Source organism: Halopseudomonas sp. (assembly GCF_041579695.1).
In the GTDB taxonomy this organism is placed as follows: domain Bacteria; phylum Pseudomonadota; class Gammaproteobacteria; order Pseudomonadales; family Pseudomonadaceae; genus Halopseudomonas.
Window position 1 is genome coordinate 1 of sequence record NZ_JBFGFI010000080.1, and the last position, 13252, is coordinate 13252.

The 13252-nt window shown below is 58.5% G+C and carries 15 protein-coding genes; 9 read left to right on the forward strand and 6 right to left on the reverse strand.

Translation table 11 applies throughout. The features are described 5' to 3' along the window. The 8 genes from ABYA88_RS13095 to ABYA88_RS13130 all read left to right on the forward strand — a co-directional run. Positions 1–616: glutathione S-transferase (locus ABYA88_RS13095; RefSeq protein ID WP_373187806.1), on the forward strand; the 616-nt coding region annotated here is incomplete at its 5' end. Between the two features lie 79 nt (positions 617–695). Beyond that, a complete protein-coding gene (locus ABYA88_RS13100) occupies positions 696–1244 on the forward strand; it encodes a hypothetical protein (protein ID WP_373187808.1) in 549 nt (182 codons plus the stop codon). After that, the gene (locus ABYA88_RS13105; protein ID WP_373187809.1) at positions 1244–1582 is read left to right on the forward strand and encodes a transcriptional regulator; all 339 of its coding nucleotides are present in this window, start codon (positions 1244–1246) and stop codon (positions 1580–1582) included. The genes ABYA88_RS13100 and ABYA88_RS13105 overlap by 1 nt, the downstream gene beginning before the upstream one ends. Before the next feature lie 11 nt (positions 1583–1593). Next, positions 1594–2478: a MotA/TolQ/ExbB proton channel family protein gene (locus tag ABYA88_RS13110; RefSeq protein ID WP_373187811.1), complete on the forward strand. Its 885-nt coding sequence runs from the start codon at positions 1594–1596 to the stop codon at positions 2476–2478. Positions 2479–2480: 2 nt separating this feature from the next. Then, complete coding sequence (exbD, locus tag ABYA88_RS13115) at positions 2481–2915, forward strand: TonB system transport protein ExbD (protein ID WP_150276985.1); 435 nt, start codon at positions 2481–2483, stop codon at positions 2913–2915. After that, positions 2915–3613: a TonB family protein gene (locus tag ABYA88_RS13120; RefSeq protein WP_373187812.1), complete on the forward strand. Its 699-nt coding sequence runs from the start codon at positions 2915–2917 to the stop codon at positions 3611–3613. The genes exbD and ABYA88_RS13120 overlap by 1 nt, the downstream gene beginning before the upstream one ends. 14 nt (positions 3614–3627) lie before the next feature. Further along, a complete protein-coding gene (locus tag ABYA88_RS13125; protein WP_373187813.1) occupies positions 3628–6243 on the forward strand; it encodes an ankyrin repeat domain-containing protein in 2616 nt (871 codons plus the stop codon). Positions 6244–6301: 58 nt separating this feature from the next. Beyond that, positions 6302–7843 (forward strand): phospholipase D family protein, encoded by a 1542-nt coding sequence (locus ABYA88_RS13130; RefSeq protein ID WP_373187814.1) that lies wholly within the window; start codon positions 6302–6304, stop codon positions 7841–7843. An 80-nt stretch (positions 7844–7923) separates the two neighbouring features. Here the strand turns inward: ABYA88_RS13130 and ABYA88_RS13135 are convergent, their stop codons facing one another. Then, entirely contained in the window at positions 7924–8292 is a 369-nt protein-coding gene (locus tag ABYA88_RS13135; protein ID WP_373187816.1) for a DUF6746 family protein, read from the reverse strand. 122 nt (positions 8293–8414) lie between these two features. After that, positions 8415–9857: a cardiolipin synthase gene (cls, locus tag ABYA88_RS13140; protein ID WP_373187817.1), complete on the reverse strand. Its 1443-nt coding sequence runs from the start codon at positions 9855–9857 to the stop codon at positions 8415–8417. Positions 9858–9953: 96 nt separating this feature from the next. Here cls and ABYA88_RS13145 point away from each other — a divergent pair, with 96 nt between their 5' ends. Further along, a complete protein-coding gene (locus tag ABYA88_RS13145) occupies positions 9954–11924 on the forward strand; it encodes an ion channel DMI1 (protein ID WP_373187819.1) in 1971 nt (656 codons plus the stop codon). Between the two features lie 9 nt (positions 11925–11933). Here ABYA88_RS13145 and ABYA88_RS13150 read toward each other — a convergent pair whose 3' ends face one another. The 4 genes from ABYA88_RS13150 to tusD form a co-directional block, all read right to left on the reverse strand. Further along, positions 11934–12272 (reverse strand): TusE/DsrC/DsvC family sulfur relay protein, encoded by a 339-nt coding sequence (locus ABYA88_RS13150; RefSeq protein ID WP_373187820.1) that lies wholly within the window; start codon positions 12270–12272, stop codon positions 11934–11936. After that, positions 12269–12580 (reverse strand): sulfurtransferase complex subunit TusB, encoded by a 312-nt coding sequence (gene tusB, locus ABYA88_RS13155; protein ID WP_373187821.1) that lies wholly within the window; start codon positions 12578–12580, stop codon positions 12269–12271. Before tusB ends, ABYA88_RS13150 begins: the two co-directional genes overlap by 4 nt. Then, positions 12577–12930 carry a sulfurtransferase complex subunit TusC gene (tusC, locus tag ABYA88_RS13160; RefSeq protein WP_373187823.1) on the reverse strand — a complete coding sequence of 118 codons (354 nt, stop codon included), beginning with the start codon at positions 12928–12930 and terminating at the stop codon, positions 12577–12579. Before tusC ends, tusB begins: the two co-directional genes overlap by 4 nt. 1 nt (position 12931) lies before the next feature. Continuing rightward, positions 12932–13252, reverse strand: a 321-nt coding sequence (tusD, locus tag ABYA88_RS13165) for a sulfurtransferase complex subunit TusD (protein ID WP_373187824.1), incomplete at its 5' end; no start/stop codon positions are given.

The following is a 13252-nucleotide window of genomic DNA, read 5'->3' on the forward strand; positions in this document are numbered from 1 at the left end:
CGAAGAGTTGGGCCTGGAATACGAAGTCAAACGCTACGAGCGCGACCCGGAAACCAGCCTGGCACCGCCTGAGTTGAAGAAAGTCCATCCGCTGGGCAAGTCGCCAGTGATTACTGATGGCGAACAGGTGGTGGCAGAGTCGGGTGCGATTATTGAGTACCTGGTCGACAAGTATGGCAACGGCAAGCTTGCGCCTGAACGGGGTACACCGGAGCGTTTGCAATATACCTATTGGCTGCACTACGCCGAGGGCTCGGCAATGATGCCGCTTCTGCTCAAGCTGGTTTTCAACAAGGTCGAGAAAGCGAAAATGCCGTTCTTCGCCAAGCCCTTCGCCAAAGGTATCTCCAAGAATGTATGCACAAGCTTTATTGAGCCGCAAATTCGTCAGCATCTCAATTACATGGAAGCGGAAGTGGCCAGGACAGGCTATTTCGTCGGCGATCAGTTCAGCGCAGCTGATATTCAGTTGAGCTTTCCGTTGGAAGCGGCGGCCGCCCGTGGTGGTCTGGATCAGAAGTGGCCCAACCTGATGAGCTTTCTGGAGCACATTCACGCGATGCCCGGTTATAAGCGTGCGCTCGAACGCGGCGGGGAATACGACATAATCAGCTGATTTATTTTTCGGGACACCTCTTGTTTTTGTCTACTCTGTTCAATAGAGTGCTTTGCAAAGAATAAAACAAGAGATAGCTATGCCCCCTTCAGTTGAAGAAGCCGCACGGGCGCTGCGCGAAATTGATGCCATCAAGGCACGTGCCGCCGGCTTCCAGGATTATCGAGCAGAGTCCGATCAGCTCCTGCTGTGGGGCATCGCACATGCTGTCGGTTTTGCCTTGTCCGGTCTCTATCCTGCATTCATTCTGTTGATCTGGATTGTGCTCATACCGCTTGCCATGGGTATCGGCATGCTGGTGGCCAGCCGTGCGGGTAGCGAGATACCCGGCATCGGTTGGCGTTACCTGGCGCTGATCGGAACCATTGTCACCTTCATGATCCTCATGCACATCATCATGTGGCCGCTGACACCGAAACAGGGATCGATGATTGGCCCCCTACTTGTATCCGCGTTGTATGTGATGCGCGGCGTGCAGATGCGGCCTCGATACCTGTTCATTGGTGGCTGGCTGGCAGTGCTGCTGATGACAGGCTTTATTTTCTTTCAGCCGGTGTTCTGGTGGTGGATGACCGCAGTGTACGGCGGCAGCTTCATTGCCTTCGGTCTCTGGTTGAGGCGCCTTTGATGCAGACCCCCAACGAGATTATCCACCAACCGATTCGCCTCAAGATAATGGCCGCTCTCAATACCCTCGCCGCGGGTCAGTGGCTGGAGTTCGTCTCCCTTAAATCAATTGTTGCCACCACCGACGGCAATTTGGGCGCTCACCTCAATACCCTTGAAGGCGCTCAGTATGTGCTGATCAAGAAAGACTTCGCCGGCAAGAAATCGCGCACGCGGATTTGCCTGAGTGCCAGGGGACGTGAAGCATTTGCCGCTTATGTTGCAGCATTGCACGCCATCCTGGCGCTGGAAACCCTCGAATCCGATGTTCCCGAAAACACTCCCGATAACAATAGATAATGGAGCTATCCATGCAGACCACTACCCCTCACGCCACGGCCAACCGCTGGCAAACCCGCCTGCGCCTTGCTGCTCTGGTTATTCTCATGGGCGTGACCGGCCTTACTGCCAATCTGGTGGTGGCCCAGGCAGATCAGGAACAGGTCGCGCCGCAAACCACGACTACCGAGGCTACTCCGGGGGCAGAGTCGGCGGAGTTTGCGCCAGCCCTGGGAGGCATGCCGGCGCAGGAGCGCTTTGGCGTGCGGGAAATGTTCTTGCAGGCAGATGTGGTGGTAAAGGCAGTCATGATTTTCCTGGTGCTCTGTTCCCTGGCGACCTGGGCGATCCTGTTCGAAAAACTGGTAGTGTTTGGTCGAGCCAGACGCGCCAACCAGCGCTTTCTCAAGGCATTCCGTGATGACGACAAGACGGCGATGCATGAACAGGCAGACGCCAGCGCGATGGGACGTATGTGGCAGGTAGCCCAGGGCGAGTTACGCCGTTTTGGTAATGATCGCAAGGCCGATGCAGATCAGATCAATCGTCTGCTGCAGCGCATGTCCCTGACAGCCAGTATTCCCCAAGAACGTGACATGGCGCGTTTGGGCAGCATGATGGGGGTACTCGCTACCATTGGCGCCACCGCTCCGTTCATTGGTCTGTTCGGTACCGTATGGGGCATTCTCAACAGCTTCGCCAGTATCGCGACAATGAAGACCGCCAGCCTGGCGATCGTCGCACCCGGTATTGCCGAGGCCCTGCTGGCCACGGCGTTGGGTCTGTTTGCAGCGATACCTGCGGTGATGATCTTCAACAAGTTTGCCCGCGACATAAATCATTTTGTCGGCAGTCTGGATAACTTCTCCGCCGAGATGCTGGCGACGACCTCCCGTCAGCTGGACGAGGTGCGCTGATCATGTCGATCCAGTTCAACTCAGGGCCTACGGTAAAGAGGCACAACTACCAGCAGAATGCCGAAATGAACATCACGCCCTTTGTCGACGTGATGCTGGTACTGCTGATCATTTTTATGGTGGCCGCACCCCTGGCGACAGTGGATGTGCCAGTGGATCTGCCCAGCAACGCTGCCGCGCCCAGCTCTCCGCCGGCGGATCCGGTCTACGTGAGCGTGCAGGCTGATGGACTGCTGTTCGTGCAGGAGCAGGAGGTCACCATCGACGGATTGCAAGCGCTGGTTCGCGGTGTGACCTCGGGACAACAGGACACGCGCCTTTTCCTGCGGGGTGACCAAGCAGTTGATTACGGGACGCTGATGCGCGTCATGAATACGCTGCAGAAGGCCGGGTACACGCGTATCAGCCTGGTTGCATCGGAAGAGCTGGAACCCTGATGAGTCGCTCGACGACAACATTGGGCTGGTCAGCACGGATACTGGTGATTGCGATCTCACTCGCGCTGCACGCCGCGCTGGTCGCGTGGCTGGCGAGTGGGCGATTCTCGCAGCCGATGGTCATCGAACCCGAGGCGGTCGCTATCGATCTGGTAGAGATGCCCCCAGAGCCAGAGCCTGAACCCGAACCCGAACCCGAACCCGAACCCGAGCCCGAGCCAAAACCAGAGCCAAAACCACAACCAGTCAAGCCGCGGCCGCAGCCCGCCGCCAAGCCTGCGCCACAGAAGCCTGCTGGTCCGCCAGTACACTCTTTTGGCGCCAACACCGAGTGGAGTGCTCCTCCTGCGCCACCGGCCAACGCTCCGACCCGCGCCCGCATGGCGCCGTCTGGTTACGCGGACACGGTAAAGGGCAGGGTAACCGCCAACATCAAGCGGCCAGAAGGTTCCTCATACAAGCCACCACCGGGATACAAGGGTGATCCTGATGACTTCAAGCGACAGTGCCGCATTCCGTACGAAGTGATCGTCGACGCTCAGGGCAGGATGGTCTCCTACGAAATCGACCGCTGTGGTGATGACGTGCTGGATCAGGCCGCCGAGCGCGCGGTACTTCAGGCAGCGCCGTTCCCGCCGCCGCCAAACGAAGGCGCCAGCCAATACACCATTTATGGCACCGTCATATTCATCAAGTAACCGGAGGTCGCTCGATGCTTTACCTAACACGTTCAAACGCTGCGCTATTGGCGACAGCGGTTTCGGTGGCTTTTCTCAGTGGCTGCGCCGGTCAACCGGTCGCCGGTCCGGTGGACAATACGCCACCCCCCCCCAGCATCCCTGGCGAGCGTGCTTCCACGCTCGCCAGCTTCGAGTGTGGAGGTGCCTTGCCGGAGGTGCATCGCCAGATCTGCGCCAGTGATGATCTGTCCCTTGCCGACCGCCGCTTGCACGAGCAACACCGGGCGCGGGTGCAGGCCGCCGATATGGCCGGCACACTGCTGATTGAGGCAAATCATCGCCAATGGTTGCTCGGCCGGGCCGGACATTGCGGGTTGGGCGCGCAGAGTGGAACGGAGATAAAGGCCGACAGCCAGGCGATTGGGTGCCTGCAGGCTTTATACCGGCAACGCTCGCGCGAACTGGCGGTATGGCCCGAGGCCCGGCCGCAGGCGCGGAACAAGCCTCACGCTTACGCCGCCTACGTGGATTATCGGCTGGCCGACAGCCGTGACCCGGCGCTCTGTACAGCCATGAACGCGGATCTGAACAATGATCTGGCGCGCAATGGCACGCCTTCAGCGGCGCGGTTGCCTGGTGTCAACATGCTGGCTGGCACCCACGCAGAGAATACCTCTGCGAATATCGACGGTAACGAGGTTCAGGTTGACGTATACAACGCTGGGGCCTACGCCGGATATGAAAACCGTTCCCGCGTACTGATCGTCAACGGTCAGGCTGTGCTTGGTCATCGCACCATGCCGCAATGGATCGCCGAGCAGCCCAATTACGGCGGTCGCGCCCATGCATCATCCTCGCAGACCGGAGATTACGGCTCGATTGACGTGTTTACCCGAAACGGACGTAATCTGGTGATGGTCAATGAAACCTGGGGCTTTTATTCACCAGCAGCCCGGGGCGAGTCGGCTTTCAGCGGCTTGTATGAACTAAAGGGCTCGACCGTGCAGCCTCTGTGTCTGTTTCAGACCTATCTGACGCCGCCGCGCACCAACACGCTGGCTGGCATGCCGGCCTACGCGCAGTTGCAGGCCCAACTCGACATGCTGGGTGGCGACCCCTTGCCCGGCTACGCGCAACAGGAACGGCTGGATAATTTTCAGAAATGGAAAGAGCGCCAATGGACCCTCCTGAACCTGCCACTGCTGGGTGCCGACGCGCTCACCCGCTTTGGCCGGGAAGGTGCAGTACAGCAACGCAACGACGCAGCGATGGATGCCTTCTTTGCCTGGTCGGAGCGCAGCCTGAGCAACAAGGCGATGTACCGGCGGGTGATGCCGATGTTGCAGCCGGCACACAACGAGCTGGTCCAGATGTTCACCGCCCAGGGCCTGTCCGGTTCAGAGGCGCGCGCTTCGGCTGACCTGCTGTTTCACGAAACTTTCGCACGGACCATGGAAAACCTGGCAGCGCCTGAGCAGGCTCCTGGCCTACCATTACCTCCCGGGGCTGACTACCAGCCACGCTTCGCCATTGCTCCTGCCGCAGGCGAGCTGGAACGAGGACGCAACTTTGCCACGCTCTACAGTGTGCTACTGAATAACGCCCCGCAAAATGTGGTGCGCGATTTCGTTGCCTATGAAACCGAAGCGCTGGGCCGCCAACGCGGCATGGGTCCGGATTCCAGCCCAGCGTTGCTCGCGGCGCTCGAAACGCCAGCTAACGTCCAGCTGCTGCTTGATGCCGGCTTCGACGTTAACGAGTCCAACGCATGGGGCAAGACGCCCTTGATGGCTGCTGCGCAGCTCAACGAGCTCGAAAGTGCCAGGCTGCTATTGGCCAACGGTGCCGATGTGCATCGTCAAACCACGCAGTCTCCAGGGTTGGGCGCAGGCGGACCGGATCGGAAGGAAGCGGCGAGCGGTCGTAAGACAGCGTTGCTGATGGCCGCCCTTGAAGCCGAAGCCAGCATGATCTCGGCGCTACTGGATGCCGGCGCCGCGCGTCAGCTCTGGAAGGGTTATCACCAACAGGTGTGCAACGCCTTGGATGCCAATCCGAACCTGAGCGACAGTGAGCGCAGCAGTTTCAAGGAGCCGCTGTGCAAGGAAGTGTACAAGCCGCTGCCAGTCAGCCAGCAAAAACCGGTGGATATCCGCGCAGGGGATATTCTGCCCCTGCGCGATGACGGCGTGATTTACGAAATACGTTTACTGGAGCGCCCAGCGATGAATCTTTTTGGGCGCGCATATCGGCTTTCGCCGGAGCGTTTTCGTGAAGACATAGGCTCTTTGGCGCGCACGGTGGGCGTAGCGGCGGTACGCCGGGGCAAGGTCCAGATCGAAGGACCATTGACCCTGGTATTTCCCGACCTGTCTGCGGTCACGCCAGACGTGTTACCGGTGACCGTCAGCTTTCCGGTGGAGGCAGCCGGGGTGCCTTCAGTGAGCGGCTACGTGATGGATAAAATTGATGCACAGCAGGTGCTTACTGTGGACTTTGATGCCCAGCGTAATGATGTGGAAGGCACCTGGAGGGCCCTGTACAGCGCCGCGTTGACCCAGGGTTTTACGCCAGCCAGTCGGGGCTATGTGGTGGTGCATACCCGCGGCGGACTTCGCACCGAATATCAGCTGGTCGTTACAGAATAGGGGTTTGGTTATTCGGCTGCTAGGATAAGGGTAAGCACCTGACAATAACGAGAGCGCCATGCGCCAGAAAAAATATGCTTTGGTCGGTAGTGTCTGCGCACTACTGGCCGGACTTACGGGCTGCGCCACGCCGCTGCCCGAACACGATATGCCGCCAAGCTACGCCATTGAGGTGCCAGCCAAGGGACTACTGGGCACCTACCTCGGCAAGCAACCGGGCGATGGCGAAGACATGTCCGGTTTTTACATGCTCGATCGCGGCGTCGATGCGTTGTCGGCACGCCTGCAACTGATCGACGCGACCAGTACCAGTCTGGATATCCAGTACTATATTTACAGCAACGATGTCACCGGTGGTCTGATTGCAGAGCGGATTGTTGCGGCAGCAGACCGCGGTGTACGCGTGCGCATTTTGCTGGACGACGTCGGCAATAGTTTGTCAGACAGGGCCGCTGCTACTCTGGATCGACACATCAACATCGAGCTGCGGTTATTCAACCCAATCCGTCTACGCAACATGTGGTTCAGTTGGCCAAGCAAGATTGTCGAATTCGGCCGTATCAATAATCGCATGCACAATAAGCTGATGGTCGCTGACAACCTGGCGATGATCACTGGCGGACGCAATATCGGCGACGAATACTTTGCGCTGGGCGACAGGGATTTTCAGGACATTGACCTGCTGGGCATTGGGCCGATCAGCAGCGAGGCGTCTAAAAGCTTCGACGCCTTCTGGAACAGCCCCAATGCGATTCCGGCCAGCGTGGTGTACGAGAATGCCAAGCAGGGCGCACTGAATATTACTCGCGACAACCTGGTCTCACACCGGCAGCGGGAAGCGCAAAAACCCTATACAAAAGCAATGGAGGAGTCATCCTTCAGCGAAGCTTTGAGCGCCGGGCGCCTGCAGCTGTACTGGGGCGACTCCGAATGGCTGGCCGATCCGCCGGGCAAGGCTGACGCTCAGTCCGCACAAAGCGAAGACCCTTATCTGGCGCGCATTCTTGTCGATCATTTGCAGGAGGTGCGTTCCGAGTTGCTCATGAAGTCGGCGTATTTTATTCCCGGTGACCTCGGTGTCGAGCTGCTGACCGGAATGGTAGCGCAGGGCGCCGAGGTGTCGGTTTTAACCAATTCGTTGGCGACAACCGACGTTCTGGGGGTCCACAGCAGCTATGCGCCTTATCGCAAGCCGCTACTGCAGGGTGGGGTAAAAATATGGGAGTTGAAGCCCATAAGCAACAGTCAGGCGGACCCCAGCACTTTTATCGGCGACTCTGAAGCAAGCCTTCATGCGAAAAGCTTTGTGTTTGATCGCCAAAAGCTGTTTGTCGGCTCTATTAACAGCGATCCGCGTTCCATTGAACTGAATACCGAAGCGGGCGTAATGGTCTACCAGGAGGACCTGGCGCAGCGGCTGGCTGAATTATTCCATCGCTGGACTTCAGATGCCTACGCTTTCGAACTGCGTCTTGACCCAAACGACAGGCTCGAATGGCACGCGGGAGACAAGCGCTGGACAGCAGAACCACAGGCAGGAAGACTTCGCCGCATAAAGGCGTGGATGATCGACTGGTTGCCAATCGAAGGCCAGATGTAACTATCTGCTGCGCAGATAAGGGACTGAAACGCGGCCGCAGGCTCGATCAGTCTGCGGCCGCGTATCATGGATGGGGCTGCTCAGTTGATCACTTTCTTCGCCGCGCCAAGGTAAGCGATGCCATGCCTGCGCACGGCTTCCGCATCGGCACGCTCGGATGCAAGATGGACTTCTTCGAGGGACTCGGCCATTTCTACCGTTTCAACGCGGATCTTTTCCAGTGCGTTCTCTAGGGTATAGGTCAGCTCGTGCACCTGGGCCAGATCAGCTCCCTCAAGGTTGCCGGCCAGCAGCTGCTCCAGGCGTCCATTGTATTCGTTGAAGTTGGTCAAGGCCTGCTCCAGTGTATCCGCCGATTTAGCCTGGTAGTGGCTGACATCTTCGGCGCTGGCAATGGTGGGGGACATCAGAGCAGCAGTCAGGGTCAGGGGCAGCAGGTAGATTCGCATTAGAAAGATCTCATTTTGAATGATAACAAGTCGCATTTGGAATCTATCAGGCATTACTAATGATAACAAGTCGCATTTAAAGAATTGACTGACCAGAGTTACAGAGGCACTTTTCAGGCTGGTTAGAGCAGGGGACTCATAAAGAACATCAAGCGCTCAAGCACCCGGGCGCCCTTGCTGCGCTTACGCCACCAGGCCAATGTCACGAGCTCGCTTTGCTCCAGATAGGATTCGAGCAATCTGCCGATTCGTGCGGTGCTTGCCCCGTCGAATAACACAACGGTCAGCTCGAAGTTCAGTTGCAGACTGCGAATATCCAGGTTGACGCTGCCGACCAGTGCCATTTCATCGTCCACCAGCATCACTTTGCTGTGCAGCAGGCCACCGTTGAATCGATGAATTCTCGCGCCTGACTCGAGCAGCAGTTCGAAATAGGATCGGCTGGCCCAGCCCACCATCAACGAATCATTATGTTTGGGCAACAGGACGTTGACGTCGACTCCGCGCCTTGCGGCCTGGCAAAGTGCGTCAAATATTGCCTCTGAGGGCACGAAATAGGGTGTGCAGATGGTGATACTGAGATTGGCCCGGTAGATGGCTGAAAGCACCGCCTGGCCAATCAGATCCTCCCCAACGCCGGGCCCTGAGGGAATGATCGAAACCCAGTTTTTCCAATCCGGGACCATTGGATAATGTTCTGGGAGATAGCGTTGGCCGGTTTCGACTTCCCAGTCCCAGGCGAATACCTTGGCCATGGCCGGCGCGGCCTGGCCATCCAAGCGCAGCATGAGGTCAATCCACTGTCCGACCCCCGCACCCTGTTTGAAACTCACCGGATCGGCCATGTTCATCGAGCCGGTATAGGCAATTCGGTCATCAATAATCAGCAACTTGCGGTGCATGCGCAAATCGATACGCTGGGCGAGGGCCCGAAGCAATTTCACTGGAAGTGCCGGCACGATCTCGATTCCCGCCTCGACCATTCTTTTGCGCCAGCGTGAACGAAAAAAGCTGCGGCTGCCGGCATGGTCGATCAGCAGTGAGACGCGTACGCCGCGATGGCTAGCGGCTATCAGCGCCTGAGCGATTTCGTCCACCCGACCACCGTTATGCCAGATATAGGTTGCCAGACGAATGCTTTCCTGGGCCTGTGCTATATCGTGCAGCCACTGCTGGAAAATACACTCGGGCGAGTCCAGCAGTTGCATGTTGGAGTAGCCCAGTGCACTGACCCCATTACGTGCAATCAGCAGCTGATGAATACCCTGGGCCAGCGCGCCGCCGGGCATTGCGGCTTCTGCCTGACCGAAACGATGATTTATGTTATGCAGATAGGGGTCGATCATTCCCTTGGTGCGATCGCCGTGTCGGCGGCCAAGATTCAGTTCACCAATCATCAGATACAGCACGGCACCAATCAGCGGGATCACATAGATCACCAGCAGCCAGGCCAGTGTGCTGCTCACGGGTCTGCGCCGGGTAATCACACGAACGGTGACCGCCGCAGAGAACAGCCAGTAAAAGGCTACAACGAAGAGAGCGAAGATGTTTTGCAGGTTATCCATCGAAATCCGTTCGGGTGACTAATCAGCCTGCCGGCAGATAGTCAATCTAGCAGGCTTTAGGTACGCTTGTAAGACATCGTCCCAATCGGAAAACATATGCTGCCCTTCACCCTGGTAGACCGCCTGCGCTACATTCTCGAACGACAGCTGATCAAGGGCGTGCACTACCAGTTGCTGGTAGTGGCATTGTTCATCGGTCTGATCTCGTTACTGGGTGGCTGGCTGGCGTGGCCTTCAGCCGCAGCCGACTTACCGCTGGCCGATTCGGTCTGGTGGGCCTTTCTGCGCCTTACTGACCCAGGCTACCTGGGTGACGACGAGGGCACCTGGCGGCGGGTGATTTCGACAGTGTTGACTGTCGTGGGCTATGTGCTTTTCATGGGTACACTGGTGGCCATCATGACCCGCTGGCTGATCAGCAAGATGGGCGTACTGGAGCAGGGACTCACACCGGTGACCATCCGCAATCATGTGGTGGTCCTGGGCTGGACCAACCGCACTTTGCCGCTGGTACAGGAGATCATGGACCCCAGCGGTGGTATCCAGCGCTTGCTCAAGTCCCTCGACACCCGCCGCCTGAAACTGGTGATCCTGTCCGATACGGTAAACACGGAGCGCACGCAGGAACTGCGCGACACCCCCGGCATCGGCCGCCGCTTCCGGGACATCATCCTGCGTTCGGGAACCCCATTGCATCCCGAGGCGCTGCACCGCGTCGCATGTCTGCAGGCCGCTGTGGTTATGATTCCAGGCCGCTCGCAGGGCGGTAGCACCCTGGTAACCGGTGACATGGAAACGATCAAGGCCCTACTCACGCTGCACGCCCAGGGCCACCAAAGCGGGCAACCGCTACCTTATGTGGTGGCCGAGATAGAGGACGTTCGCAAGCTCAATGTCATGCGCCGCGCCTATCCCGGCCCGCTGGAAATCATTGCCAGCGATGCCATTGTCAGCCGTTTGATGGCCCAGGCGATCCTGCATCCAGGCTTGCCTGAGTTCTATGGCGAGGTAATGTCCGTCCATGATGGCAACGAGATCTATCTACGTAATTGCGAAAGCTGCGAAGGCCTGACACTGGCCGAGATAGCGGCCCGTTGCCCACAAGCGATTCTTCTCGGACTGGTCAGGCAGGACGGCGAGACATTGACCACTATGCTCAATGCCCCTACCGGCGAGCGAGTACGTGCGGGCGATAATCTGGTGATGTTGGCCCGGGAATACGAGGACGCTGACCCGGCCCAGCACAGCGACACGCCTGCCCGTGCATGGCAACGCAGCGACAAGGTCAATTCGGCTTTAACCACAGCAACTTCAGCCAGAACATCAGTTTTGATCCTCGGCTGGAATCGTCGTTTGCCGGCGCTGGTGCATGAGCTCGCAACCTACGGCGACCAGAATTTTCGCCTGATGATGGTGTCGACGCTGGAAGCTGACGCCCAGCGCGAGGAGATGGTGCAATACAGTGAGATGGCGAAGCAGTTGACCTGCGAGCATCTGCAAGCCGATTTCATGGCCGAGACAACCCTCAGAAAAATACTCCAGACCCAATGGGACAGTGTTCTGCTGGTATCCAGTGATCGACTGGATTCCGGGGAGGAGGCGGACGCCCGCGCGATGGTCGGATACATGGCTGTGGACGAGCTGCTCAAGGAACGCAAACAGCGCCCGCAACTGCTGCTCGAGCTGAGCGACCCGGCCAATGAAGAGCTGGTGGTGCGCAACCGCAGTGAGAGCATCATCAGTCCGATGATTCTCAGCCATCTGATGGCACAGATAGCCCAGCGCAGGGAGCTCGGGCTGGTATTCGAAGAGCTGTTTACCTTTGGCGGCGCCGAGATCCTCTATCGCGACCTGAGTGAGTACCCGATGCAGAGCGTCACCACCTTCGCCGACCTTGAAGCGGTGGCAGGCCTGCAGGGCGAAACCGCACTGGGAGTCTATCGATATACGCCGGACGGGGCGGGCAGGCGATTGCAGCTCAACCCTGCGCGGGATGTTCCGCTCAAACTGCAGCCGGGGGACGAGCTGGTGATCCTGACGACGTTGCCAAACAAAAAAGGTGGGTAGAACGGGCTGTTAAAGACAATTATCCGGTTTCGGCAGGCCTGCGATCTTGCTCGCCAGCTTGGCCGGGCTACCGGGAAACAGCTTCAGCAAGTAGATGCTCTTGCCTTTCTCGGGACCCAGCTCCTGGCCGATGTATTTCACCAGTGGGCGCATGGCCGGAGAGAGCTGATAGCGTTGATGAAACAGTCGCAGCGCCAGGATCACCTCCAGGTGCTCGTCGGTAAACTCTATGCCTTCCAGGCGTGCTAATTCTGCAGCCAGGGGTTGCGTCCAGTCGTTCAGGTCAACCAGAAACCCTTCTTCGTCCAGGGCTACGTCTCGGCTGCCAACACGAATCGAGCGGGTCACCAGCTGACCACCTTGCCACTCTGCACACTGAGCTCAACCATGCACTCGTAACCTAACGGCTCCACACGCGGGGGCAGGTCGTCGAGGGCCAGGCCCCGGGCCAGCAGGTCCGCCTGCAGTACATACAGACGTATCTCGCCGGGCAGCAAGCTGAGGCTGTTCAAGCCCGCGGAGCCGGGCAGTAAAGCGTAAACCGCATCCTCTATCAGCAACACAGACTGCCCACTCGCCAGCACGCGTATACAGGTGGCCAAAGATGCGTTGCCAGTCGGGGAATGACGCAGGATATGCAGCGTGGGCGCGCTCACAGAGTGACTACCTCCGAATAGTGTTCCAGCAATGTGGCAATTTGCGCGCTATCGACGCAGTCCGCCGCAAGCAGACAGTGATTGAGGGTCAGGCCACGCTCAGCGAGTGAGTGGCGGCAGACCATCACGTCCTCGATGCCGTAGATCTCCAGTGCACCGAGATTGGCTGCCAGGGATTTCTGCTGCAGCAGGGAAGCGTCCTGCCCATTGCGTAACTGCAGAACGCCGTCATCCATGAACAACAGACCGGTGGGTACACCGAAGGCAGCTGCAGCCAATGCGAGATCGAGGGCTTCGCGGGCCGCGATATGAGCGGGCGGTCGACGGGTGATAATCAGCAGGCTCTTCATGTCATGTTCCGAAGGTTACGGTGCGGTCTGCCGTCTGCAGGCTGTCGACCCATTGGCCCAGGCCAGAGAGCTCCCAGGGTGCACCGGTATTGGCCACAGGCCGCTGCCAGCGCGCGGCCTCGGCATCGTCCAGCACGCCGCGACGCAGGGCAGCGGCAATACACACCACAGCGTCCAGCTTGTTGTCGCTGATAAAGGCTCGCCAGTCAGCGTATACATCAGGCTCGTCCTGCGGCTGTACGCTGAGTGAGGTGGCCAGGTGTACGGCATCACGATAGAAGAACAGGCGGCTGATCTGATGCCCGGCATCCAGCACGGCGCG

Excerpts from the sequence above, each read along its gene's own strand:
- ABYA88_RS13100 (WP_373187808.1), top strand. The coding sequence starts at position 696 with ATGCCCCCTTCAGTTGAAGAAGCCGCACGGGCGCTGCGCGAAATTGAT.
- ABYA88_RS13105 (WP_373187809.1), top strand. The coding sequence starts at position 1,244 with ATGCAGACCCCCAACGAGATTATCCACCAACCGATTCGCCTCAAGATA.
- ABYA88_RS13110 (WP_373187811.1), top strand. The coding sequence starts at position 1,594 with ATGCAGACCACTACCCCTCACGCCACGGCCAACCGCTGGCAAACCCGC.
- exbD (WP_150276985.1), top strand. The coding sequence starts at position 2,481 with ATGTCGATCCAGTTCAACTCAGGGCCTACGGTAAAGAGGCACAACTAC.
- ABYA88_RS13120 (WP_373187812.1), top strand. The coding sequence starts at position 2,915 with ATGAGTCGCTCGACGACAACATTGGGCTGGTCAGCACGGATACTGGTG.
- ABYA88_RS13125 (WP_373187813.1), top strand. The coding sequence starts at position 3,628 with ATGCTTTACCTAACACGTTCAAACGCTGCGCTATTGGCGACAGCGGTT.
- ABYA88_RS13130 (WP_373187814.1), top strand. The coding sequence starts at position 6,302 with ATGCGCCAGAAAAAATATGCTTTGGTCGGTAGTGTCTGCGCACTACTG.
- ABYA88_RS13135 (WP_373187816.1), bottom strand. The coding sequence starts at position 8,292 with ATGCGAATCTACCTGCTGCCCCTGACCCTGACTGCTGCTCTGATGTCC.
- cls (WP_373187817.1), bottom strand. The coding sequence starts at position 9,857 with ATGGATAACCTGCAAAACATCTTCGCTCTCTTCGTTGTAGCCTTTTAC.
- ABYA88_RS13145 (WP_373187819.1), top strand. The coding sequence starts at position 9,954 with ATGCTGCCCTTCACCCTGGTAGACCGCCTGCGCTACATTCTCGAACGA.
- tusC (WP_373187823.1), bottom strand. The coding sequence starts at position 12,930 with ATGAAGAGCCTGCTGATTATCACCCGTCGACCGCCCGCTCATATCGCG.